25 protein-coding genes and 3 pseudogenes are annotated in these 22,956 nt (G+C 71.5%); 19 read left to right on the top strand and 9 right to left on the bottom strand.

The features are described from left to right. Positions 1–21: 21 nt before the first annotated feature. The 3 genes and pseudogenes from ABT254_RS22600 to ABT254_RS22590 form a co-directional block, all read right to left on the bottom strand. Positions 22–1,026, bottom strand: a complete 1,005-nt coding sequence (locus ABT254_RS22600) for an STAS domain-containing protein (protein WP_351472821.1) — start codon at positions 1,024–1,026, stop codon at positions 22–24. 1,130 nt (positions 1,027–2,156) lie between these two features. Next, a complete protein-coding gene (locus ABT254_RS22595; RefSeq protein ID WP_351472818.1) occupies positions 2,157–2,420 on the bottom strand; it encodes a hypothetical protein in 264 nt (87 codons plus the stop codon). A gap of 306 nt (positions 2,421–2,726) precedes the next feature. Then, positions 2,727–3,065: pseudogene (locus tag ABT254_RS22590) on the bottom strand (hypothetical protein); the annotation flags it as partial. 371 nt (positions 3,066–3,436) lie between these two features. Here ABT254_RS22590 and ABT254_RS22585 point away from each other — a divergent pair. The 3 genes from ABT254_RS22585 to ABT254_RS22575 are packed head-to-tail and all read left to right on the top strand — an operon-like array spanning position 3,437 to position 5,362. After that, on the top strand, positions 3,437–4,447 hold the full coding sequence (locus tag ABT254_RS22585) for an acyl-CoA desaturase (RefSeq protein ID WP_351472815.1): 1,011 nt from the start codon (positions 3,437–3,439) through the stop codon (positions 4,445–4,447). A gap of 46 nt (positions 4,448–4,493) precedes the next feature. After that, the gene (locus tag ABT254_RS22580) at positions 4,494–4,925 is read left to right on the top strand and encodes a DUF5994 family protein (protein ID WP_351472812.1); all 432 of its coding nucleotides are present in this window, start codon (positions 4,494–4,496) and stop codon (positions 4,923–4,925) included. Next, complete coding sequence (locus ABT254_RS22575; protein ID WP_351472809.1) at positions 4,895–5,362, top strand: DUF5994 family protein; 468 nt, start codon at positions 4,895–4,897, stop codon at positions 5,360–5,362. The genes ABT254_RS22580 and ABT254_RS22575 overlap by 31 nt, the downstream gene beginning before the upstream one ends. Before the next feature lie 6 nt (positions 5,363–5,368). On the opposite strand, the gene ABT254_RS22570 is transcribed toward ABT254_RS22575, so the two are convergent. The 3 genes from ABT254_RS22570 to ABT254_RS22560 are packed head-to-tail and all read right to left on the bottom strand — an operon-like array spanning position 5,369 to position 7,333. Then, complete coding sequence (locus tag ABT254_RS22570) at positions 5,369–6,136, bottom strand: GAF domain-containing protein (RefSeq protein WP_351472806.1); 768 nt, start codon at positions 6,134–6,136, stop codon at positions 5,369–5,371. Further along, the gene (locus tag ABT254_RS22565) at positions 6,133–6,918 is read right to left on the bottom strand and encodes a GAF and ANTAR domain-containing protein (RefSeq protein WP_351472803.1); all 786 of its coding nucleotides are present in this window, start codon (positions 6,916–6,918) and stop codon (positions 6,133–6,135) included. Before ABT254_RS22565 ends, ABT254_RS22570 begins: the two co-directional genes overlap by 4 nt. Before the next feature lie 46 nt (positions 6,919–6,964). Further along, entirely contained in the window at positions 6,965–7,333 is a 369-nt protein-coding gene (locus tag ABT254_RS22560; protein ID WP_351472800.1) for an STAS domain-containing protein, read from the bottom strand. A gap of 512 nt (positions 7,334–7,845) precedes the next feature. Here ABT254_RS22560 and ABT254_RS22555 point away from each other — a divergent pair. From ABT254_RS22555 to ABT254_RS22535, 5 genes are all read left to right on the top strand, one after another. Then, positions 7,846–8,442: a DUF5994 family protein gene (locus ABT254_RS22555; RefSeq protein WP_351472797.1), complete on the top strand. Its 597-nt coding sequence runs from the start codon at positions 7,846–7,848 to the stop codon at positions 8,440–8,442. 5 nt (positions 8,443–8,447) lie between these two features. Then, positions 8,448–8,717, top strand: a complete 270-nt coding sequence (locus tag ABT254_RS22550) for a hypothetical protein (protein WP_351472795.1) — start codon at positions 8,448–8,450, stop codon at positions 8,715–8,717. A gap of 365 nt (positions 8,718–9,082) precedes the next feature. Then, on the top strand, positions 9,083–9,454 hold the full coding sequence (locus tag ABT254_RS22545; protein WP_351472792.1) for an STAS domain-containing protein: 372 nt from the start codon (positions 9,083–9,085) through the stop codon (positions 9,452–9,454). Next, entirely contained in the window at positions 9,451–10,125 is a 675-nt protein-coding gene (locus tag ABT254_RS22540; protein WP_351472790.1) for a hypothetical protein, read from the top strand. The genes ABT254_RS22545 and ABT254_RS22540 overlap by 4 nt, the downstream gene beginning before the upstream one ends. A gap of 148 nt (positions 10,126–10,273) precedes the next feature. Further along, positions 10,274–10,435, top strand: a complete 162-nt coding sequence (locus ABT254_RS22535) for a hypothetical protein (protein ID WP_351472787.1) — start codon at positions 10,274–10,276, stop codon at positions 10,433–10,435. A 51-nt stretch (positions 10,436–10,486) separates the two neighbouring features. Here ABT254_RS22535 and ABT254_RS22530 read toward each other — a convergent pair. From ABT254_RS22530 to ABT254_RS22520, 3 genes and pseudogenes are all read right to left on the bottom strand, one after another. After that, a pseudogene (locus tag ABT254_RS22530) lies at positions 10,487–10,948 on the bottom strand (LysR substrate-binding domain-containing protein); the annotation flags it as partial. Continuing rightward, positions 10,945–11,178 (bottom strand): annotated as a pseudogene (locus ABT254_RS22525) (acyl-CoA desaturase); the annotation flags it as partial. The pseudogenes ABT254_RS22525 and ABT254_RS22530, both read right to left, overlap by 4 nt. A gap of 349 nt (positions 11,179–11,527) precedes the next feature. Next, positions 11,528–12,334 (bottom strand): hypothetical protein, encoded by an 807-nt coding sequence (locus tag ABT254_RS22520; RefSeq protein WP_351472784.1) that lies wholly within the window; start codon positions 12,332–12,334, stop codon positions 11,528–11,530. Positions 12,335–12,532: 198 nt separating this feature from the next. Here ABT254_RS22520 and ABT254_RS22515 point away from each other — a divergent pair, with 198 nt between their 5' ends. The 11 genes from ABT254_RS22515 to ABT254_RS22465 all read left to right on the top strand — a co-directional run bounded on the left by ABT254_RS22515 (position 12,533) and on the right by ABT254_RS22465 (position 22,954). Further along, positions 12,533–12,964: an Asp23/Gls24 family envelope stress response protein gene (locus tag ABT254_RS22515; protein WP_351472781.1), complete on the top strand. Its 432-nt coding sequence runs from the start codon at positions 12,533–12,535 to the stop codon at positions 12,962–12,964. A 36-nt stretch (positions 12,965–13,000) separates the two neighbouring features. Beyond that, positions 13,001–13,228, top strand: a complete 228-nt coding sequence (locus tag ABT254_RS22510; protein WP_351472778.1) for a hypothetical protein — start codon at positions 13,001–13,003, stop codon at positions 13,226–13,228. Next, entirely contained in the window at positions 13,225–13,671 is a 447-nt protein-coding gene (locus ABT254_RS22505) for an Asp23/Gls24 family envelope stress response protein (RefSeq protein WP_351472775.1), read from the top strand. The genes ABT254_RS22510 and ABT254_RS22505 overlap by 4 nt, the downstream gene beginning before the upstream one ends. Then, positions 13,668–14,357 (top strand): DUF6286 domain-containing protein, encoded by a 690-nt coding sequence (locus tag ABT254_RS22500; RefSeq protein WP_351472772.1) that lies wholly within the window; start codon positions 13,668–13,670, stop codon positions 14,355–14,357. The genes ABT254_RS22505 and ABT254_RS22500 overlap by 4 nt, the downstream gene beginning before the upstream one ends. Before the next feature lie 9 nt (positions 14,358–14,366). Then, the gene (gene amaP / locus ABT254_RS22495; RefSeq protein ID WP_351472769.1) at positions 14,367–14,960 is read left to right on the top strand and encodes an alkaline shock response membrane anchor protein AmaP; all 594 of its coding nucleotides are present in this window, start codon (positions 14,367–14,369) and stop codon (positions 14,958–14,960) included. 277 nt (positions 14,961–15,237) lie between these two features. Then, a complete protein-coding gene (locus ABT254_RS22490; RefSeq protein WP_351472766.1) occupies positions 15,238–15,408 on the top strand; it encodes a hypothetical protein in 171 nt (56 codons plus the stop codon). A gap of 447 nt (positions 15,409–15,855) precedes the next feature. Next, on the top strand, positions 15,856–16,281 hold the full coding sequence (locus tag ABT254_RS22485) for an STAS domain-containing protein (RefSeq protein ID WP_351472763.1): 426 nt from the start codon (positions 15,856–15,858) through the stop codon (positions 16,279–16,281). Beyond that, positions 16,281–16,904 carry an RICIN domain-containing protein gene (locus tag ABT254_RS22480; RefSeq protein WP_351472760.1) on the top strand — a complete coding sequence of 208 codons (624 nt, stop codon included), beginning with the start codon at positions 16,281–16,283 and terminating at the stop codon, positions 16,902–16,904. Before ABT254_RS22485 ends, ABT254_RS22480 begins: the two co-directional genes overlap by 1 nt. Positions 16,905–17,050: 146 nt before the next feature. Beyond that, on the top strand, positions 17,051–18,319 hold the full coding sequence (locus tag ABT254_RS22475; protein WP_351472757.1) for a DUF418 domain-containing protein: 1,269 nt from the start codon (positions 17,051–17,053) through the stop codon (positions 18,317–18,319). A gap of 143 nt (positions 18,320–18,462) precedes the next feature. Continuing rightward, positions 18,463–20,379 carry an ArnT family glycosyltransferase gene (locus ABT254_RS22470; protein ID WP_351472754.1) on the top strand — a complete coding sequence of 639 codons (1,917 nt, stop codon included), beginning with the start codon at positions 18,463–18,465 and terminating at the stop codon, positions 20,377–20,379. A 319-nt stretch (positions 20,380–20,698) separates the two neighbouring features. After that, the gene (locus ABT254_RS22465) at positions 20,699–22,954 is read left to right on the top strand and encodes a HAMP domain-containing protein (protein ID WP_351472751.1); all 2,256 of its coding nucleotides are present in this window, start codon (positions 20,699–20,701) and stop codon (positions 22,952–22,954) included. Positions 22,955–22,956 lie beyond the last annotated feature (2 nt).

The following is a 22,956-nucleotide window of genomic DNA, read 5'->3' as shown; positions in this document are numbered from 1 at the left end:
ATGCTCTCGGTGCCACCAAGGCTACGCCCGGCCCGGACGGGCGGCCCGAGGCGCCGGAAGCGACGGTCCGCTTCCCCGGAACAGGGTCAACACGCAAGGAGCGCTCCGACCGGGCAGCCCGACCATCTCCCCGAGGTTCCGCCACCCCCACGAGTCGTAGGCGGCCTGCCCGGCCCGGTCGGCCGGACTCAGCAGGGCCACTCCGAGCTCGGTGCGCTCATCGGCCAGCAGACGCTGTTGCAGACGGCGGCCGATGTCGCGGTGCTGTGGGTGCCGGTGCGCCACGACCTGGGTGAGGAGCAGGAACCGGGCACAGCCGGTGAGCCGCTGGACGCTCTCCTGCAGCCCTTGCTCGGACCGGCTGACGGGGCTCACCGGGAATCCGAAGGCGCATCCCACCAGCACCGTCGTCTCGGCGAGGAGCAGCGCGAAGCCAGGCCGTCGGGCGCTGACGGCAAGCCGCCGCAGGAAGTCGCTCCGTGCCCGGTACGCCTTTCCGGAGGAGCCGTCCACAGACGCCACGGCCAGGTCGGCCATGTCCTCTCGCATGTCGTCCGCCTGCCGACGGGTAAGTCTGCGCAGGCGGATCGCGTCCGCGACGACCGACGCACGGGCGCAGTCACCGGGGGGCAGTCTCCCGGGCGCCGGCGGAACCGCCGCGCTCGTGTCCGGCGGACCGCGGAGCAGGGCCGGCGGCACAGGATGTGCCGGGGACGGTAGGAGCAGGGGCGCGGAACCGGTGGCGGCGAGGAGCTTGGTGATCTGCGCGCACGGATGGTGCAGGTGCAGACAGGCGTGTACGCGGCCGGCATGCCGTGACGCCGTCAGGAAGACGTCCAACCCCTTGGCGTCACACGAGCCGACCGTGGTCAGATCCACGTCGATGGCGGTCATGCCGTCGCGCAGGCACTGCTCCAGCGCGGCCCGTAGCAGGGGCGCCGTGCCCGGCCAGATGTCGCCGACCAGCGTGACGAGGGCCCGCTCCCCCCGGTCACGCCGGTGGATGTCCAGGCGCTGCATGTCCATCACCCGCCCTTCGGCAGGGAAGCACAACGACCAGGGACGTGTGCGGAGTTGCTGTGATCGCGGCGGCCATGACGCCGACCTGTCTCCGCACCGCCGCTCGGACGACCCGGGGTTGGTCTCTCGCCGAGGACGACCCGGCAGGACGGCCGGAGTGCGTGATGCCCTCGGTATCTCCACCGTACGCCGCCGGCCACCTCGACCCGCAGCAGCGGACGGGTCCACGGAACGAGCGCACCGCCTGCCGGGCACTCATGAAGACATCCGGGGCAGACGGCCCACTCGTGAGGCACACTGCCGAACCTCACGCCGCCCGGGTATCCGCTGAGGGCGGTCTCACACAAAGCCGCCCCAGGTAGCCGCGTTCCCGCTCCTGCAGGGCCCTGAAGACGAAGCAGCGCCGGAAACTCGCGGTACGTTCAGGCTACGCCTGGCCACGGGCCATGCCGGGTGAGCCGGGTGGGACGAAGTGAGGAGGGGCGCTTCCGGGAGGAGTGCTTGCGGTCGGGCGAGGCGCGTCGACCGGTGGGCGCGTTCATGTCGCGGTCCCTGTCTCCGGGCCGCCGGGCGACGGGCCGGTGTCGTGGTGCGCCGAGAACGACGCCGACGGGGGCCGGCGCACGGTCAACTCCCGGTTCGCTCCACGCTACTCCGCCCCGGCGTGTCGACAGGCGGGCCGACCGACGGATTCTCATGGGTCGTTATGGGTTCTCACCCGGGGAAAGTCCGCATAGGCTTGCAGGATTCCGCCGTACATAGGATTTTGTACGGAACGCACGCCGTTCGGCAGCCTGTCAACTGCCCGCGCCCCGAGAACCCGGGCAAGGACCGATTCGCAGCCCCTGCAGAGCAGTCGGCTCTCGTGGCCCGCCCGGTCGGCTCCTGTGCTCGCCTCGCCCTGCTTCCCCTCGTCGCGTGACCGGTGCGGTGATCTTCCGCTCGCCGTGGCACGGTCCGATGTGGGGCACACGGCTCCCGAAAGCGCACCGAGACCGGGGGGAATCGGTCGCGTGGGGAGCCCATGGCGGCCGTCGTCGGGGATCGGACGCCCGACGGCGGCCGTCGGAAGGCGTGTGCGCGGAATGCTCCCGATGACTTCACGCTCCCCCCGAAGAGGCCGGACGGACGTCGCCTCACTTACGTCGGCGGTCCTCCCCGGGGGAGCGGCTGGTCTCCAACCAGGACCGCGCCGGTTCCGCCGCCCGCGTCGTGTCCACGGCGAGCTCACGCCGCGTTCCTCCCCCGGCGCCCGCGGGGAAGCGGCGATGCTCGGTGGCCGCGAAGCAATGGCGGAGAACCTCCGCAACGCGACGGGCGACCTCGGGGGAGGCGGCGACGATGCGTACCTCGGCGCGTCCGTCCGGGGGTGTTTCCGTGGGCCACCAGGCGCCGCTCACCGGGCCGGGCGGAAAGGCAGGTGGGCACAGGATGAGCCTCGCCGGACAGCGGGGTGTATGGGAGGGTTCTCACCCGGGGCGAGTGCACGTAGGGCTACCGTGTTCGGCCGCCCGTGGGATCCCGCGGGAACGCATACCGTTTGGCGGCCTGAGGCTGCCCGCGCCCCATGACCCCGGGCAAGGACCGATTCGCAGGCCCTGCGGAGCCGGGGGACCGGCGGCCGCCGGATGACGCGGTGCCGGGCACGCCCCGGCGCGCGGCGGTACATCGCACCCACCGCCGGTCCCGTGGCCCCCTGGCCGGGCGCGCAGCAGCCGTCCGGTGATCTCCCGGTACTCCCGCAGTGCGAACCGTAGTTGGGTGGACTGTGTCTCGGGGTCCAGGTCCGCCCAGTCCGCGCGCAGGGCCCGCCGCCGCTCCGCGAGGGCGCTCACCAGCTGGGCGGCGGCTTCGTCGCACGCGCCCGCTGCCTCCTCCAGTGCCTCGCGCGGGCTGTCCGCGAAGGTGTTGACGGCATGTCCGAGGCGGCGCACGATCTCCTCCCGTCCGTCCGAGGGGAGCAGCGGCTCCGGGCCCGTGGCACGGCGTCCGACGGGGCCCGAGGGCCGGTCCGCGGGCTGCTGGGCGCGTGTCCGGTCGTACATCGTCGTGTGTACCGCTTCCATGGGGACGGGTGTCACCGTGCGAAGGCGCCGTTCGCCTCCTGGACGGCCTGCCGCAGGCTTTCCGGAGACCCGGTCGGCCCTGTCCTTCCTGGCCCTGCGCCGTGCTGCCGGTCAACGTCCGGCGACGGTGGGCGGGCGTCAAGGCGCCGCCGGCCCGGAGGTACCTGCCGGAGGGCGCTGACCAGCGGTGTCCGGGCGTTCCCCCGCACGAGGAGTACGGTGGGCAGAACGAGGGTGTGTCGTGCCGATCCGACAGGTCGTCTCCAGCACACCACCCGCCCCATGGGCAGCCCGTGACCCCGGCCGCACCTCCGTCAGAGCGGCCTCATCGAGGGCAGGAGCCCCGTCCCATGTCACTCAGTCCCACCACGCCTGTCCCGTCTGTCCCGGCACCCCCGCCGGACACCGTCCCGCCGCCGCAGACCTACGACGGCACCTCCCCCTTCCCGCCGGACGGCCCGTTGCCCGCGCGCGACGGCGGGGAGCGGCTGTACGTGGCCGTGACCGGGGTGATCGTCGTCCTGCCGTTCGTGGCCCTCGGCCTGGCCGGCTGGCTGCTGTGGGGCAGCCTGATCCACCCGGCCGACATCGTGCTCGCCGCCGTCCTCTACACGATCACGGGCCTCGGCGTCACGGTCGGCTTCCACCGCGGACTCACCCACGGCGGCTACCGTGCCGCCCGTCCCGTGCGCATCGCGCTCGCGGTGGCCGGCTCGATGAGCTTCCAGGGCGACGTCATCGGCTGGGTCGCCACCCACCGCCGCCACCACGCCTTCACCGACCGGCCCGGCGACCCGCACTCGCCGTACCGCTACGGCACGCATCTGCGCGGCCAGTTGCGCGGGCTGCTGCATGCCCATGTGGGCTGGCTGTTCCGCAACGACCGTACGCCGCCGGAGCGTTACGCCCCCGACCTGCTGGCCGACCGCGACATCCGGGCCGTCGCCCGCGCCTTCCCGCTGCTGTGTGTCCTCACGCTCGCGCTGCCGTTCGGGCTGGGCTGGGCGATCGGCGGCAGCTGGCTGTACGGCGTGACCGCCCTGCTGTGGGCGGGACTGGTCCGCATCGCCCTGCTTCACCACGTCACCTGGAGCGTCAACTCCCTCTGCCACCTGATCGGTGAGCGTCCCTTCCGCACCCGGCGCCACGACCGGGCCACCAACCTGTGGCCGCTCGCCCTGCTCTCCTTCGGCGAGAGCTGGCACAACCTCCACCACGCCGACCCCACCAGCGCCCGCCACGGCGTCGACCGCGGCCAGATCGACCCGTCGGCCGCCGTCATCCGCCTCCTCGAACGCCTCGGCTGGGTGCACGACGTGCGCTGGCCGACGCCGGAGCGGGTCGCGGCCCGTCGCGCCTGACGTCAACCACCCACTCGCGCACGGCCAGTCGACAGGAGCCCAGCCCATGACCATGCAGCCCCCGCTTCCCTCCCACCCTGTCCTGCGCCTGCGCCTGGCACCCCACGGCGACCTGCCCCGGGCCATCGACGGGGCGTGGTGGCCGCGCTCCTACGACCTCCTCGTCGAACTCCCGCGCCTGCTCGCCGGGTTGCCACGGGAGTGGGGCCATGTCACCAGCGTCACCGTCAACGGGGCGGCCTGGCCCGTGACGGCCGGCCGGATGTTCGTGTCCAACCAGGTCGTACGACTGCACAGGACCCTGGCCGCGTCCGCCCCGCCCACCGTCGTCCTGCTCGCCCCCGGCCGGGGGCGCTGGGACCTGCTGGTCGTGCCCCCGGACACGACCGCAGAGGCCGCGGAACCGCTCATGGCGGCCGCGGTGGCCGACATCGAGGGAGGTTCGCCATGGGTACCGGACCCGGTTCCCCGCGGGTGACCCCGCTCCCGCCGGACGCCGTCCACCGGGCAGTGAAGCCCGGTACGGCCGTCGTCCGGCTGGAGACGGCGGATGACCGGCGGGGCGTTCTCGACGGGGCGTGGTGGCCGCGCTCCCGTGACATCGCGGCCGAACTACCCGCCCTGGTCTCGGCGTTGACCGAGCTGCTGGGTCCCGTCACACGGGTCGGCCTGGACGCCACCGCCTGGGACCCGCTGCCGACGCGGCTGGTCGTCGGTGACCGTGTGGTCCGCATCGACTCCTTCCCGGTCGGCGACGACACCGTTCTGGTCACCCGGGGCGAGGCGGACCACTTCTCCCTCCTCGTGGTCCCGCCGCACGCGACGCCCGAGGCGGCACGCGCCGCGACGGCCGAAGCGGTACGCGCCGGCAACGTCACCCAGGCCGCACAGATCCTCATCGACACCGGGACGTGAGAGAGGTCAGCCGCCGCGGTCCACGGAACGGTCCGGTGCCGGTGGCGGGATGTCCGCGGTGTCGAAGCCGCCCGAGATGATCTGCGTGGCGAACTCCGACAGACGCAGGTGGCGGGCGCGGGCGTACGACCGGAACGCGGCGAAGGCGTCGTCGACGGAGGTGTTCCAGCGTTCCGCCAGCACGCCCTTGACCTGTTCGATCAGGATGCGGCTGCTCAGCGCGGTCTCCAGCTGGCTGTTCTCGACGTGCGACTGCTCCAGCGTGCGCTGCTGCAGGATCGCGATGGTGGCCACGTCGGCGAGGGCGCGGGCGAGCGCGATGTCGTCGTCGCCGAGGCGTTGCGGTGTGGTCTGGAAGAGGTTGAGCGCGCCGACGATCCTGCTGCGCAGGCGCAGCGGGATGGCGTGGGTGGCCACGTACCCGGTCTCGCGGGCGCGGGCCGCGAAGCGCGGCCAGGGCACGGTCGTCTCCGGGCGCGTCAGGTCGATGTTGGTGCGGGCGTTGCCGGTGCGGTAGCACTCCACGCACGGGCCCTGGTCCTGCTGGAGCGCGAACAGCTCCAGCAGCCGGGTGTGTTCGTCCGAGGCGGCGATGATCTGCAGTTCGCCGTTCGCGTCGGCGAGGAGGATGCCGGCGGCCGACACGTCGAGCAGCTCGACGCAGCGTGTGGACAGTCGTTGCAGCAGGTCGATGACGTCGAAGTCGTCGACGAGGGAGTCGGCGACCTCCACGAAGATCTCGGCCAGACGTCGTTCGCGGGCCATGCCGATCATCCCTTTCCTCCGTCGGGCGAATTCGGCCCGCTTCCATCGTCGTCGAAATCGTCGGTGAAGTCGTCGGTGGGGTCGTTGCGGAAACGGAGCCTGCGGGCGACCACGTCCTCGGCCACCTCCCCGAGGGGGCGTTCGCTGCCGTAGGCGTGGGCCCGCAGGCACAGGAGCGCTTCCTGCATGGACACATCGAGCTGGACGCTGATCATTCCCGTGGCCTGGTGCACGGCCGGGCGGTGCAGCACCGACGGTGGCTCCGGAATTCCGAGCGGCGAACCGTCCCCGCCCCGGCGCAGGTCCCCGCCCAGGAACGCGCCGGTCAGCGCGGCCGCCAGGGCGCCGGCGTCCGCGTACTGCTGCTCGCCCATCCGCCGGTCCCCGTCGCACAGCACGGTCAGTACGCCGACCCGGATGGCACCGATGCCGAGCGGGAAACAGCAGACACCGTGGACCCCCAGCTCCGCCGCGGCGGACAGCAGCGCGGGCCAGCGCTCGGGGCGGACGCGGTCCAGGTCCGGCTCCAGGACGGGTGAGCCGGTGCGGATCGCGTCCGGTGCCGGGCCCTCGCCCAGCGTGAACTGGAGCTCGTCGAACCGCGCGCTCAGCTCGGGGTGACACCACAGTGGCTCCGGCGTCCGCTCGGCGCCGACGAGCAGTGTCAGCGCGACGCCCTCGGCGCCGAGGACCCGCGCCCAGGCCGCCGCCGGATCCCCGGGCGCGTCGAGGTGCAGTCGGCGCAGCACCTCGGCCATGCCGTCGCTGATCACGGTGCCCGATTCTGCCACGGGCGGGGCTCCGTGCCGCGGGGCACCGCGCAGCCGCCGTCGCACCTCATGTGGGCCGGTCCGGTGCCGTGCGGCCGGCGGGTATGCCCCGCCAGGCGTCCCGGGGGCTGGCGTACCGGGGGAAACGGGCCAGCAGGCCACAGGCCCGGAACAGGAGGGTCGTGCCCGGTCGGACGTGGACGACGCGCACCCATCCGCCCCGCCGGCGACAGTCGTGCCACGCCGCGCACAGCGGATCCAGGACGCTGCCGTCCATGAAGGTCACGCCGCGCAGGTCGACTATGAGGAAGGGGGGCCCGCCGTCGCACCGGGCGGCCTCCAGGTCGTGCGCGAAGGCCGGCGCGGTCGTCACGTCCAGCTCACCGCCGGCCCGGACCACATGGCACTCGTCGAACAGATCGGGATACGGGCTCATTCGCGCCCATCTCCTCTGTCGGTGGAGTGGCTTTCGCCTTGCGCAGGGCCTCTGTTGCGCGGAACGGTGCTGCACGGAGAGGGCCGGGGTCACGGGCGGCCGTGCACCCAGCGTACTGCCGCGCACACGCGCGGCGGGGCGGCGGCCGGGCCCGGTTTTCCGCACCCTCTCGTCACCCCGCCCGTGCGGCTCCGCCGGCACGTTGGCTGAACCGGAGAAGTCTGGGTGGGCCCAGTCCCCAGGGGAACGCTGCTGAAACCCGCCTTGTACACCGAGTCCCCTACCGAAACAACCCTGCCGTCATCGGATGATGCGTCTGCGGGCACTACGGCGTCCGAGGCCCAGCTGCGCACCGGGTCGTTCCTCCGCCGACCGAACGGTCCGTTGAGCCTGTCCGAGGAGTACGCTGAAATCACCGAGGATATTTCGCGCACCGGCTTCCATGCTTGTGACGTTTTCGGCGATCGAATATGCCGGGCCGGTTACGGCCGGCCCGGGGCAGGGTTCGCGTCATGACTGCGACCATTTCCCTCCCGCCGACAGCCGAAGCGGAAGACCGTTCCTCCTCGTCCTCCGTCCGTCTGTCCCTGGCTCCCGTCGGTTCCGCACCGGCTCTGCTGGACGGCGCCTGGTGGCCCCGCTCCCGCGATCTGGTGGCGGAACTCCCCTCCCTGACCGACGTGCTGGATCCGCTGTGGGGGCGGATCACCCGGGTCACGGTGAATCCCACCCATTGGCCGGTCGTCCCGCGCAAGGTGCCCGTCGCCGGGCATGTGGTGAAGGTGGGCTGGTTCCTGGCCGAGCAGGACCCGCATGAACTGCTGTTGCTCTCCTACCGCACGGGCCGCTGGAACCTCCTCGTGGTCCCGCCGCAGACGACTCCCGTCTCGGCCGCCTGGTTGATGGCCGCCGCGAGCGACCCACTGGGCACGTCGACCGCGAGCCGGCTGATGGAGGAGGCGGCGCGCCTGCGGACGGTGTCCGAGACCGACCGTGCCGTCGAGGCGGTCTGGGTCTCCGAAGGAGGACATGCGGCCCGCGATCCGGTCGCACGTCCACGGATCCCGGCCGTGACCGCTGCGCCGCCGTATCGGCCGATGGGGAGGTGAGAGCCGTGGAGACGTTCGTGACGGTGCTCGTGATCCTCGCGATGATCGCTCTCGGGGTGTTCCTCATCCATCTGCTCGACGCACAGCACGGCGACCGCATCGCCGCCTTCCACTACGGCCGCTCCGGAACGCCTGTCGCGGGACCGGCCGCGTCGGCTCCGCGGAAGGCCCGCGGCGGGGTGGGGACGGGCAGCGCCGGCCGCCGCCGCGACCATCGCGACGGCGGACGCGGGCGGCTCCGGCCCCGGCGCCGCACCCGTGACGGAGCCGGGTGAGCCCGTCTCCGGCAGGCACTCCCCGCCCGTCACCGAACGGGCGAACCGAACGAACTGATGCGCACAGCCCGCAGCCCGGGACCCCGGCCGCCGCACCGCTCCTGACAGGCCGGGGTCTTTCCGTGTCCTGCTTCCCTCCGAGCCGACCAGGCTTCCGACAGCGCCGTCCGCGCCCCGGACGGTAACCCTTCAGGACACGATGCCCGCCGGGTGCGGACCTTCCGTCCGATCGCCAGGCACATCTCCGAACGGCCGATCCACCACCGCCCTCCCCGACTCGGGCCGCCGGACCGGCCGTTCACTCCTCACCACGTACATCCCTGCATCGGCGGTACGCCGCGACGGGCACCCCGAACCGAGGAGCCATGCCCCTACCCCAGCTGAAAGTCCACCGGCACGACCGCAGCCACCGCACCCTGATCACCCTCGCAGGAGAGATCGACACGGCCACCGCCCCGCTCGTACGCACCGCAGTGGCCGCATGCGTGCTCGACGGCGTCCGCTACGTCGACGTCGATCTCACGGCGGCCACCTTCTGCGACGCCGGCGGACTCAACGTCTTCCTCGCGGCACACCGGACGGCCACCGATGCCGGAACAGGCCTCCGACTGTACTGTCCGCCGCCGGTCATGGCCCGCATCATCGAGATCACCGGCTCCGGCTTCCTGCTCCACGAGCCGTTCGCCGTTCGACCATCACCCGGTCGGGTTCCCGCTGCCGCGGGCGGTGCGCCGTGACGGCCCCGCTCCGCCGCGAGCCGCCATGGAGCGAGGGATCGACTCCCGCCCACGCGGTACGTCTGCGCCGACTGAACCGCTGGCAGGCCGAGACCCTGCGGGAGGACCTCGCCGATCTGTACGTGGAGTCCTCCCGGGCGCAGGCAGGCCAGGAGTACCGGGGGCGGGAAGCGTTTCTGCGGCGGCTCACCGGCGACATCCGGCGGGCCGGATTCGCCCTGCTGATCGCCGAGGACACGGCCTTCGCCGGGTGCGCGTACGGATTCCCCGTACCGCGCGAGGGAACATGGTGGAGGGGGTTCGACGGGCCCCTGCCGCAGAGCGTGGAACAGCTCACCGTGTCCGGACACGTCTTCGCGATCACCGAGATCGTGGTGCATCCCCATACGGACGACCAGGGCCTCGCCCGCCGACTCCAGCAACGTCTGCTCGCCGACCACCACGCCTCGCTCGGGGCGACCCTGGTCGACCAAGCCGACGCCCTGACATGCGACACCTTCCTGTCGTGGGGATGGCAGGACATCGGAGCGGTCCGTCGACCGTCGGATCCCACGGTCCTCCGGTCGCCGGCCCCTGTGCTGCTGCGGGCCCTGGTCCTTCCCCTCGGGCAGCGCAGTGCTGCCCACCCGGACGGCCTCGCCCACGAGAACCGCACCCAACGGCCGGACTGACAACCGACGAGCGGCCCGCCGTGCGTACAACTCATCGCCGACCAGCGTTGGTTGAGGATCACGCCTGCCTGCACTCGAACGACCGAGCGCGCAGCCGCAGGACACGGCTGCACCGCTGTTGACCGCGCTTCGCCGACAGGCTGGGCGCATGATTGCCTTCCACGAGGTCGGCCGGGTGACGGCCGCGACGCACATCATGCGCTTCGGTGAGAACTCCACCTACGAGCTCGGCATCACCCCGGACGACTACGACGCCCAGCTCGACGTCGACTTCAGCGCACTCGGCAAGCGCGTGGCGGTAGCCGCCTGACCGGGGAAGAACGCGGGCGCTCGTACGCCGTCGAGGGAAGGCAGGAGAGGGTCATAGCTGTGTGGCCGTGCGGATCAGCCCGGCGAGGGCGAGCGAGCGGCTGTGCGCGGGCCAGGCGATGTGGGTGACGACGGGGGGTGCGTCGGTCAGGGGGACGGCGGTGTGCTCGGCCCACAGCCAGGCGCGGGCGGAGTCGGGGAAGACGGCCACGGTGCGTCCGAGGGCGATCAGTTGGGCCAGCTGCGTCTGGTCGTGGATCTCGGGGCCCGGGCCGGGTGGGTACGTGCCGTGGCGGGGCCAGCGGGCGAGCGGAAGGTCGGGGATGTCGCTGACGTCGGCCAGGGACAGAGTCCTGCGCGCGGCGAGGGGGTGCCGGGCGGGCAGGATGGCGATCTGCTCCTCGGTCGTCAGTTCCTCGCTGTCGAACCCGGCGAGGGAGTTGAACGGTGCGTGCATGAGCGCCGCATCGGCGCGGGGCATCGGCAGTACCTCTAGGCGGGGACGCCGGGGTTGGCCCGGCGTCGGCGGAACACCTGGCGGTGGGCCGCGTCATGGGCGAGCAGGGCGACCTGGCCGAAGACGACGGCCAGGAAACCGGCGACGGTCAGCGTCCACCAACTGTCGCCGATGAGCGCGACGACGGCCCACCCACCGACGTAGAGCGTGGCCACCGCTGTGATCCGCACTGTGTAGTAGCCGGGACGGCGCCCCAGCAGGCCGGCATCAGCGATCTTTCTCGACAATCGGGCGAAGTCACTGCCGGATGTCCCCGAGGGCGGGGGGGGTGGACCGTGGTGTTGGTGGTCATGTCGTTGAAGCTCTCTCCGGAGGAGGCAGATGGTCAGGCGCCGCCTCGGGAGTTGCTGAGACCGGGCCACGTCAGGGACGCGCTTGCCCCGTTGCGGTGCACATCGCGTGACCGCGGAGCAAGGACGAGGTCTGCTTCGTCTGTCGGCGGCAGCGCAGGCCCTCTGTCTGCATGCGGGTTCCCTGCCGGACAGGTCTCACACCGTGGCAGGACAGGGCTGGCGGGGCGGTCCGCGCACTGTCAGGGAAGAACCGGGGACGGCCGGTGAAGGGAGGGGCTGCTGATCACTGAGGGGCACTCACCACGGTGACCGGCGAGGTCCGTCGCCAGGCCGCGGTTTCCGTGATGAGGACGGCGACGGTGACAGGGCCCGGGGCGTCAGTGGTGGCTGCCTCGGCCACCGCCTCCCGGACGGCGCGGGCGACTTGCAAGGGATGGTGTCCGGGGCCGACCGCGAGGTGAACCTCGATGTGTCGGCCGGGTGGATCATCATGGTCCTCCACCCTGACCGGGCGGCTGCCCAGCACGGCGGTGAGGCGGGCGACGCCCGGCACACCCGCTGCGACGGCCGCCAGCGCCCCGACGAGTCCCCGCATGGACCCTGTTCCGGTCACCGGAGGCGAGCTCCGCGCGGCTGCGGCTTCCGGCGTGGGCCTCATGGTCGTCGCCGCGGTCCGAGACGTCACGCCGGCCTCCGGGAGCTCACGGAGATCCGTTACGCGCATGTCAACCGTCACCGTGGCCAGCCCGAGCCGTTCGGTGGCCGCGCCCAGCAGCGTGCTCCTCAATTCGTCGGCGGTCTCCGGCAGCGGCCGCACGAGGGATGCGGTGAAGGCGGCCTCGATGGTGAGCGGGCCAGGCGGTAGCGCACTGGCCGGCGGACGGACGGCCGGCTCGGACACGGGTTGGAGCGGCGCCGACCCGATGCGCAGGGACTCCAGCCGGACGCCGGGGACCTCGGCGGCGGTGCGCCCGAGGGCCTGGACGGCCGCTTGCTCGGTGATCCACGTCCCGTCGCGGGGCCCGCCGAGCGGGAGCAGCCGGCCCAGGCCAAGCCGGCTTCTCACTGCCTGCGTCCACGCCTCGGTCATTGGCCTCTCACCCTCCTTCCACGGCCGCGGTTCTTGTCACGCGGCGCGCTGCCCGAGTGTCCGCGAGAGCTCGGGGCAGGGGCCTCAGGCCACTCGTCGGACCACCCCGTCTCACTCTCTAAAGACAGGAAAAAGGTACTAAAAAGACTATAATCATAGTAATTGGTGCTCTGTGTCTCGTGAGGGAGGAATATCCCGATGACTGAGAACACCGGCGTAAAGCTCGGCGGTGCGCCCGGTTCTCGCGGCCGGACGACCATCGCCGATGTGGTGGTGGAGAAGATCGCCGGAATGGCGGCACGGGACGTACGCGGCGTCTATGCCCTGGGCAGCGGATTCGCCCGCTCTATGGGATCCATGCGGGAGCGGATGCCCGGCGCCGGCAGCGGCAAATCGGTCGCGCGCGGGGTCAGTGTCGAGGTCGGCGAGCTGCAGGCGGCCATCGATCTGGAGCTCGTCGTCGAATATGGCGTCGCGATCACGGACGTGGCCGCTGCGGTGCGGGAAGACGTGATCTCCGCGGTGGAGCGGATGGCGGGTCGGGAAGTCGTGGAAGTCAACATCACGGTCAGCGACGTGAAACTGCCCGACGAGGAGGACGAAGGGGAGGAACGGCAGCGGATCCAGTAGCCGGGGCGGCAGCCCGCGTGTGTGAAGGAGCGCGAAATGAGCAGGGCCGTGGTGGGCTTGATGGCCGGAATGGCGCTGGGTTTCGCCGCGTATTTCGGTGACTTCTGGGCTTTCCTGCTGGTGCTCGTGCTGGGCCTCGTCGGTCTCGTCATCGGGCGGTTCACGGAGGGTGATCTCGAACCGGGCGACTTCGTCCGCCGCCGGGACCGGCAGGATCGGATCCGCGACGACCGGCGACAGGCTCGGGGAGACTGGCGGCGGTGAGCGGGGAAGCCGATGAGCGTCCGGGCGTCCCCCGCAGGGAGCGCGGGGCGACTGCCGTCACCGACCGGGTCGTCGCGAAGATCGCGGCCCGGGTGGCGCGCGAGGCGCTGAGCCGGTTCGCCGAGTCGTCCGGCTACGTACCACCCGGCCGCCGGACGCCACACGTGAGCACATCCGTACGGCGGGCGCCGGAACGGACCGGCGCAGGACGGGACGCCGAGTCCGCCGCCGGACGGCGGGCGGTGCTGGGCGAGGCACGGCTGCACATCACCGTCGAGCTCGGCTATCCCTCCGACGTCGGGGCGCAGTGCGCCGCGGTGCGCCGGGAGGTCACCGAGCGGATCAGTGCACTGGCCGGCATGGAGGTGTCCGACCTCGCGGTATCGGTCGGGCGACTGCACTCGGCGCATACGCGGCACACGGACCGGGAGAGGGTGAGATGAGCGCGAACACCTCGCGGCAGCCGACCGGTGACAGCGACCTCTCCTCCGGTCCGGGACAGGCGGCTCCGTCCGCCGACGGCACCCCGGGGGCGGCCGAGGGCGCTACGAAGGTGATCGACGGATCAGACCGGTCGGCGCACCGTTTCTGGTCGTCGCGGCGGATTCCCGCGGCCTTGGCAGCCCTGCTGTCCGCCGCGGCCGTCGGATTTCTCCTGTACGACGTCATCGCGGTGCGGGCAGGCCGGAATGCGATGCGCTGGCGGCGGCGGCTCGCCGAGGAACTGGCCACACGGCCCCTGGACGACGTCTGGATGATCGTCGGGGCCGCGGTCGCGATGGCCCTCGGCCTGTGGCTCTTCCTGCTGGCGGTGACGCCGGGACTGCGCAGGTTGCTGCCCATGCGGCGGCCCACCGGTATCCCTGGGACAGAGGACGTCCGAGCCGGGCTCGACCGCCGCGCGGCCGCTCTGGTTCTGCGCGACCGGGCCATGCAGGTGCCCGGTGTCCAGTCGGCACAGGTCGTTGTCGGCCGCCGGAAGGTCAAAGCCCGGGCGCGGGCACATTTCCGCGATCTTGAGGAGGTCCGCGCGGACCTGGACGCCGAGCTGGGCGAGGCCGTGGCGTCCTTGGGCCTGGCCCGGCAACCCACACTGGCCGTGCGCGTCCGGCGCCCCAAGAAGGGCTGAGGTGATCCGATGCTCAAGACGGTGAACCGGGTGCTGCTCGCACTGCTCGGCCTCGGACTGTTCGCCCTGGGCGGCGGCGTGCTGCTGGGCGCCCTGGACCTGCCACGCCACTGGGATTTCGACGTGCCGGGCTGGTGGCCCTTCCGTGGGCCGGACGATGTGGTGCTGGGCACCTGGGGACGCACCCGGTGGCGGGAAGAGGACTGGTGGTGGCCGACAGTCATCGCGGTGCTCGTCGTGCTGCTGGCCCTGCTGCTGTGGTGGCTCCTCGCGCAACGTAGACACCGCCTGGACCAGGTCCTCGTCGACAGCGAAGAGGGCGCGCCGGCCCGACTCAACGGCCGCGCGCTGGAGAGGGTCATCGAGGCAGAGGCACAAGCCCTGGACGGGGTCTCGCGGGCTCATGTCCGGCTGACGGGTCGACGTACCGCTCCGACCGCACGCGTGCGGCTGCTGTTGGAGCCACACGCCGATCCAGCGCCGACTCTCGGGCGACTGAGCCGGGAAACACTCGCACACGCACGAGACTCGGCCGGCCTGGACCGCCTTCCCTCGAAGGTACGACTCCGGGAAGCCCGCCACCGCGCCGAACGCACCGCCTAGAGTCCCCTGGGCCGGTACCGGCTGCGAGGCGCCCAGGATTCCTGGAACCCGAGCGTTCTGGCACGCGGAGGATCAACTCGACAGCACGCTGCCTGGCGCACTCGTTTCGCCGGCGGGGTGCGCGAAGACACCGGCCCTTGGCGGCCTTGTGCGCCGGGGCCGTCACGTACCACTTCTCGGCCGACGCGACATCGAGCACAGGCACAGCGTGTCGTGTCGTGCCGTACCGAGAGACCACGCAGATCCCGCGCGGTTCCTTTCCAGGAGGCATCCCGTCATGCTCCTCTTCCTGACCCTGCTCATCGGCGGAATCGCTCTGGTCGCCACAGGCGCGGCCGTCGACGGGATGCCCTACCTGATGTCCATCGGCGTACTGCTTCTGATCGTCGATCTGCTCTACCTGGCGATCCGCTCCATCCGGCGTTCCACCCGGCGCCCGGCCCGCTGACCGGCTCCCGAATGCCCAGGACAGTCCGGGCCTGACAGCACGACAGCCAGGCGCAACCGAGCAGCGGCCTTTCCGTCATGGGTCCAAGTGCCGTGCAGGGCACCGGGTATGAGCGCGCCGTTACCCTTCGACATTGTCCACATCCTGAGATGGGGCGGTTCCGGGCCGTCTGTCGCACTGGGGCAGGACTATCGTGCCGTACAGGCGTCCCAGACCCCGGCGGCTTGTCGTCTCACGACACAGACGGCTGCGTGGAGCGGACCTCTCGTCCGTCACCCGACGCATCCCCGGAGAGAACCGGGCGGACCCCATGTCCTGTCGCACAGGCCCTCGGACCGCCGTCGTTCCACCTCCGCCGAACGTACGCCCCTGCCGACAGCGCGCCAAGGGGGGCCGGGACCTGGCGTCCTTTCCTCGCTGCCGGATGGTCTTTGGAACCGAGGCGTCATGCCCCTTCCCCAGCTCAGCATCTACCGTCATGACCGACGGGACCGGGCGCTGGTCACCCTGGCTGGTGAGATCGACCTGGAATCGGCGCCGCTGGTGTGCGCGGCACTGGCGCGGTGCTTGAGCGACGGCATCCGCATCGTGGATGTCGACCTCACCCCTGTGACCTTCTGCGACTGCAGTGGCCTCAATGTCTTCCTCTGCGCCGGGCAGCGGACGAGGGAGGCCGGCGGGATCCTGCGACTGCACAACCCGCCGCAGTCACTGGGGCGGATCCTCGACCTCACCGGCGCGGGGTTCCTGCTTCTGGGCCTTCCCCCCGGGCATCTGCCACCGGCTCCCGGGGACGTCCCTGCCCCGGTCGCTCCAGCCCCGCCGGACCGGAGTGTTCCGTTGGTGGCGGACCTCTCGGGCGATGTGCGGTGATGGACCTGCCCAGGCAGGGGCAGTCGCACGAGCCGCATGCAGGCGAGTCGTCCACCATGGGCGCGGTGCGGTTGCGCCGCGTGAACCGCTGGCTGGCGCAGGACCTGGGCGGGGAGCTGGCGGATCTGTACGTCGACTCCCGAGAGACGTCCGTCGCTGAGGCGTACCGCAGCCGCAGCCGGCAGGACTTCCTGAACCGTCTCACCGGCGACATCCGGCGGCCGGGGTTCGCCATGGTGATCGCGGAGACGGACCACCTGATGGGGTGTGTCCACGGGTTCCCGGTGGCCAGTGACGGCTTCTGGTGGCGCGGGTTCGACGGAGCGCTGCCGCGGAGCATCGAGCAACTCACCGTGGCCATCGCCTTCTTCGGACTCGACGGCTCCGGCGGTACCGGTGGGACCACCACGGGACCGGTCCACGCCACCGGTTCCGGCAAGTGCCTTGACGTGCCCGGCCTTTCGCAGACCAACGGCACCCGGACACAGATCTGGGACTGCAACGGCGGCACCAACCAGCAAATCAGTCCCTGTCGGTCGGCCGTGGCAGCCACCAGGAGCCTGCTTCGGGGGCCTCTCGGGCACCGCTTCACAGATGGGCTGCCGCCGTCGGGCGGAGGGTGACGCCATCCAGGTCGGCGGCCACAGTCGTTCGTGTACGGCCGAGACCGTCCCCCGCCAATCGGAGGGGGTCGGTCGGCCGACTGGCGGGGCACCTCCCGAAGCCCGGCGGATGGTCGACCGCCCACCGCCTCGGCAGGGTTGTCCCGGTGACCGAGATCGAAAGCGCCGAGAAGACGCCTCCCCGGCCCTTACCCTCAGCCGGGTCCGACACGGCGACGGAACGCCCCGCGCCGTTGGCGCGGCTGGTCGGGGTGGACCTCGCCCGTGCACTGGCCGTGTTCGGGATGTTCGCCGTGCACGTCGGCCCCGCACCCACGCCGGGCGGCGGCGTCGGCGACTGGTTCCTGGAGCTCGCGAGCGGCCGGGCGTCGGCGCTGTTCGCCACGCTCGCCGGCTTCTCGCTGATGCTGATCGGGGGCCGCTTCGAGCCGAAGACCGGACTGGCCGGCCGGCAGGCGAGGGCACGGATCGTGATCCGGGCCGTGATCCTGCTGGCGCTGGGCAGCGCGCTGGCGATGACCAACTTCGGCGGCGCCGGGATCCTCAACTTCTACGCGGTGTACTTCCTGCTGGCCCTGCCCCTGCTGCGGCTGCGGGCCAGGACGCTCGCGATCACCGCGGTCACGCTCGCGGTCGTCACGCCGCAGCTGGCGTACGTGATCCGGGCCCTGCTCACCGAGTCGATGGTGCACAGCATCGACGCGTACGACCCGATCGCGCGACTCTGCGGCGTAGGCGTGCTCGATCTCCTGCTCACCGGCCTCTACCCGGCGATCACCTGGATGACGTTCGTGGTCACCGGCATGACGTTGGGCCGGCTGGACCTGAGCTCCCGTGCTGTGCAGCGGCGGCTGGCCGTGGTGGGTCCGGCGATGATCGCGTTCGGATACGGCGTCTCATGGCTGGTGCTCCGGGTGACCGGCGGCGCTCAGAAGCTCACGGCCGGGATGGCCGCCATGAAGGACCCCGCCGCCATGAAGGATCCCGGCATGGCATCGGGCTCCTTCGACTCGCCGGTCGGTGGTGGGCTGGGTGGCCCCGACGCATGGGGGCTCCTGGCAGCCGAGCCGCACACCGGTTCCACGTTCGACCTCATCGGCAGCCTGGGGATCGCGATCACCGTGCTGCTGTGTGTGACGGTGGCGATGGCCCGGCTGCCGTGGCTGCGCCGGCTCGCAGCGCCGGTCATCGCCGTCGGCACCATGTCCCTGACTCTCTACGTGGGTCACATCCTGGTGATCCTCGCCCTGCCCGGTGAAGCGGCCACCCCGCCGCATTCCGCCTCCGCCGCGCTGCTGCTCTGCTTCATCGTGGGGGCCACCGTGTTCGCGGCGGTCTGGTCCCGCCTCTTCCGCCGCGGACCGCTGGAGTACCTGCTCAACGGCGCCACCGAACTGGCGAATCGCGTCCGATGAGCCTCGGGCGGGCACCCCGGGAAGTCCGAGCGTGAGGTGGCCTCCGGCGTGCGGGCGCCGGAAGCCGTAGCCTCGCGGCTCCCGCGCAGGCCTCCGCCTCTCACCTGCCGTTCCGCCTCAACCCTGACTCCAAGGACTTCGCCATGGCTGCCCTCCCCACTGCCCGGAGCGCCGCCTCCCGTGGCCTCCGCCGGGAATCGCACCACAGCGCCGACCGGCCGGAAGTTCCGGCGCGCTGGGAACGTCCGGCGCTGGCCGCGGTGCTGGGCGTCGCCGCGCTGCTGTACGCCTGGGGCATGGGGCACGCCGCGATCCACCCTTACTACGGCGCGGCGATACGGTCGATGGCCACCAGTCGGCGGGCCTTCTTCTTCGGCGGTCTCGACACCAGCGCTTCGATCACCCTCGACAAGGTGCCGGGCGCCTTCTGGCCCGATGCCGTCTCCGTATGGACCTTCGGGCCGCACACGTGGGCGGCCGCGCTGCCCCATGTGATCGAGGGCGTGCTCACCGTATGGCTGCTGCACCGGATCGTACGGGCATGGGCCGGGCCCCTCGCCGCACTGATCGCCGCGCTGACGCTCACCTTCACTCCGGTCACCGTGGCACTGAACAGGGCCACCATCCCGGACACCGCACTCACGCTGCTGCTGGTGGCGGCCGCCGGAGCTCTGCAGAAGGCGGTACGGACCGGGCGGCTGCTCCCGCTGATCGCGTGTGGCGTCTGGGTCGGGCTGGCCTTCCAGACGAAGATGCTGCAAGCCTGGCTCGTCCTGCCGGTATTCGCCGTGGTCCATCAACTCACCGCGCCCAACTCGCCGTTGCAGAGGGTTCTGCGCCTGCTGCTCGGCGGTGCGGTCACGCTGGCCGTCTCCTGCTCGTGGGCTCTGATCGCGTGGATGACTCCCGCGGGCGGCCGCCCGTACATCGACGCCACCTCGAACAACAACCCCTTCAGCCTGGTCTTCGGCTACAACGGCCTGAGCCGTTTCAGCGACGACGCCACCGCGTTCGGCGCCGTTCCGGCCACCGCCGCCGGCCGTACGACCGGGAACACCGGCTGGGGGATGCTCGTCAACCACACCGTCGGCCCGCAGATCGCCTGGTTCCTGCCGCTCGCCGTGCTCGCCGTCGCAACGGCCCTCATCCGGCGCGCCCGTGAGCCGCGGACCGACCCGCCGCGTGCGGGCTTCCTCCTCTGGGGCGGCTGGCTCGCCGTCCATGCCGTGGTGTTCAGCGTCTCCAACGGCAATCACGTCTACTACACGGCCGTGCTCGCCCCGGCGATCGCCGCGCTTGCCGGAGGCGGACTCGCGCTCTTCTGGTCCGCTTACGAGGCGGGCGGCCGGCGACGGTTGTGGCTGCCGTCGGCGATCGTGCTGACGGTGGCCTGGGCGCTCGTACTCGACGGGCCGACCTGGTTCGTCTCCCGCTTGCTGGTGTTCGCCATGATCTTCGCGGTGTGCGGGACGGTCGGCCTGTGGTCCGGCGGGTCACGCGCCTCCCGGAGGCTGGTCCAAGGCTCTCTGGCCGCCGGAATCGCGGCCACTCTGCTCGTACCCGCCGGCTGGGCCGTCTCGTCCCTCGATCCGCGCTACGCGGGCGCCTCCACGTCCCCGACGGCCGGTCCGGTCGGCGAGTTCTACGCCAGGGCTCTCCATGACCCGTCCGCTCTCCGCCGGGCCGAGCTCGACCGGCCCAGCGCCCGCGACACCGCCCTGCTGGACTACCTCATCGCGCACCGCAGGGGCGAGAAGTACCTGCTCGCGACCCAGGCCGCCTACCCCGCGGAACGTCTGCTGCGCGCTCAGTCCCAACCCGTGCTCGTCATGGGCGGGTTCACCGGGAAGACCCCCTTCCCCAGCGCCCCGCAGCTCGGCAACCTGATCGCCAGCCACCAACTCCGCTACGTGCTGCTCACCCACCTGCGACCCACCACCCCCGCCACGACGTGGGTGAAGTCCCACTGCGAGCGCATCCGCTCCGGGGCCTACGGCTGGCGCACCAGGGGCAGCTTCGGCCTCTACGACTGCCGCACCCCCGCCGATCGGCGGGGGTGAAACAGCCGACTGCGGGATGGCGGAGGAAGAAGAAATGCAAAATAATCCTTGCGGGTAATTGCCGTCCCGTTCGCGGGTTGGTCCATTGCAATTGTTCGCATTTCGTGAAGCCTAAATTCACCATGGTCACAGGTATGCAAACCAGCAGGTCATGGTGGCTGTTGCATTCTTTCGGTGAGTATCGTCACACCTCTCCGACAAACCGGCGAAGCATTCCCGTCGTCAGACAGGTCGAGAACTTCTTTCCTGGAAAGGATTCTTCTTGACCACCACCCGATCCCCGATATCCACATTGCGCTCCGCTCGGCGTCGGGCGGACATGGCTGTGTTAGGAGGTGTACGGCCGCCACTGGCGGCCCTGCCGGTTCTGCTGGCGCTCGTCGCCGGCCTGACGGTGTTCGCGGTCGGGAGCGATGTTGAACGGGGCGTCCCCGAGGCCGTTCTCAGCTCCCAGCAGCACATCGCCGAGGACGGGGCGATCGCGCTGCAGGGATCCGTCGACCAGAGCGTCACCGATCTGCGGACAGCGGCCGCGGACTTCGCGGGCTCCGAGTCCGTACCGGCGGACGGAGTGCTGAGCCGCATCGACCGGACCTACCCCAAGTGGCGCGGTACCGCCGTCGTCGACCAGTCCACCGGTCGGCTGCTCGCCTCGCAGGGCGAGGCCGTACCGCTCGGGAAGGTGAACCTTCGTGGACTGCCGGCGAACCCACCACCGAGACTGGTGCGGGACGACTCGGGCGTCACCCGGCTGCTGGCCTTTGCGACGCTGTCGCAGGGTGGCAGGCAGGAGTTGCTCGTCGCCTCCCAGAGCCTGAAGCTGCCGGGCATCTCCGTCGGCAAGAAGCACACGCTGGGCGTCGTGGACCGTGACGGGGCCACTCTCACCTCGGCCGGGCCGGGATCCGGCACCGACCGGGCCAAGGCGCTGGCCGGCACCGCAGCCCGCCAGGCGCAGAGCAAGGGACCGTCGGACACCGCCGCCGGCGGCTTCGATGGTCCGAGCGGCAGTCTCGTCGGGGCGGCGGACGGCAACACCCGTACCGCCGTCGGGTACGCCGGAGTGGCCCGGGGGCTTGCCGCGAAAGAGAGTCCGAGCAGCGCACTCGGACTGACGGTCGTCACGACGGTGCAAACCGAGCGCCATGGGGCCGGGACCGGTGACCTTCGTCTCGCCCTCCTCGCCGCAGCCGTGCTCCTGGCCCTCGCGGCCGGGGTCACCGCCGCCCTCCACCTGGTGGTGCAGCGGCCTCTGCTGCGGTTGCGTCGCGAAGCGCAGAGGCTCGGCTCGGGTGACCTCACTGCTCCCGTCCACATGCCCCACTTCGGGGAACCTGCCCGGGTCGGCGCCGCGCTGGAGGCACTGCGCGGGCAACTCCGGGGCAGCGGCGGGCCGTCGCAGGAGACGGCCGCGCAGTCACCGGCCGAGATGCGTGTGCTGCGCGGGACGGACAGGGGACGGCGTCGGCTCGGGCTGCGCACCGTCCTCGTGGTGTGCGCGTTCGCCCTGCTGGCCTGGCCCGCGTCGATGCTGCTGACGCTCGGCAGCACCCTGCCGCGCCCGGCCGCCGTCGTACCGCGGCTGATCTCCGACGACCAGCGGCAACGCACCGAGACGACGGCTGATCGCGTGCGCAGGGGGATCAACGACGGATACGCGGATCTCACCCGTCTCGCCACCGTGATCGACGCTTCCCGGTCGCAGGACGCGGGCAAGGTCCTCGACAGATCCATGGAGCAGCACGGCCGGTATCGGTCCCTGTACGTCGTCGACGGCGCCGGCAGGATCCTCCTCCGGGCCGGCGACGAACCCCGTACCCCGAAGAAGGTCCGCATCAGGCCCGGGGTCAGACAGACGAACACCTCCGGCACGGAACCGGTGCTCGCCGCCGTGGCCGCCCAGCCGGTCAAGGGCGCGCCGGCGAGGTCCGGACGCCACTATGTCGTGGGTGAGTTCAAGGTCCAGTACCTGACCGGCATCCTCAACCGCCCCGGTCTCGGCTCGGTATGGCTGGTGGACTCCGCGGATCGCGTCATCGCGTCCAACAAGGGGTTCGTGGCCTTCGGGCGGGTCTCCGACGGCCGGCTGCGAGCCCAGATGAAGGCCGTCCGCACGACCAAGGGCTCCGCCGAGCTGCTGCTCGGCTGGAGGGATCCGGCGGTCGCCGCGGTGGCGCCGTTCAACGACAGGCTGGGCGTCGCGAGCGCACTCGGCTGGAAGGTCGCCTCGATCAGACCGGTGTTCTGGATCGGTCTGCCCGAGTACGAGGCACAGCGGCGGATCATGCTCGTCGGTCTGCTGGGGGTGACCACGGGCGCCCTCTGCCTCGGCTGGCTGTACCTCGTCGTCGTACGTCCGCTGCGTGAAGTCGCCCAGGGCGCCGAGGCGTTGGCAGCCGGGGACCGCAGAACGGTGCTCTACCCGCGCTACCACGACGAGGTGGGATCCGTCGCCCGCAGCCTCGAACTGATCAGACAGCGACTCCTCCGCACCGACGCACCGCCCGCGCCCGGTTCCCCGGACGGGGCGTCCGCTTCCTCCACTTCCCCGTCAGGCCCCGGTCCCAGGAGCTGACC

The organism is Streptomyces sp. NPDC001137 (assembly GCF_040298885.1).
Taxonomy (GTDB): domain Bacteria; phylum Actinomycetota; class Actinomycetes; order Streptomycetales; family Streptomycetaceae; genus Streptomyces.
This window is presented reverse-complemented; position numbering and strand designations above follow the sequence as displayed.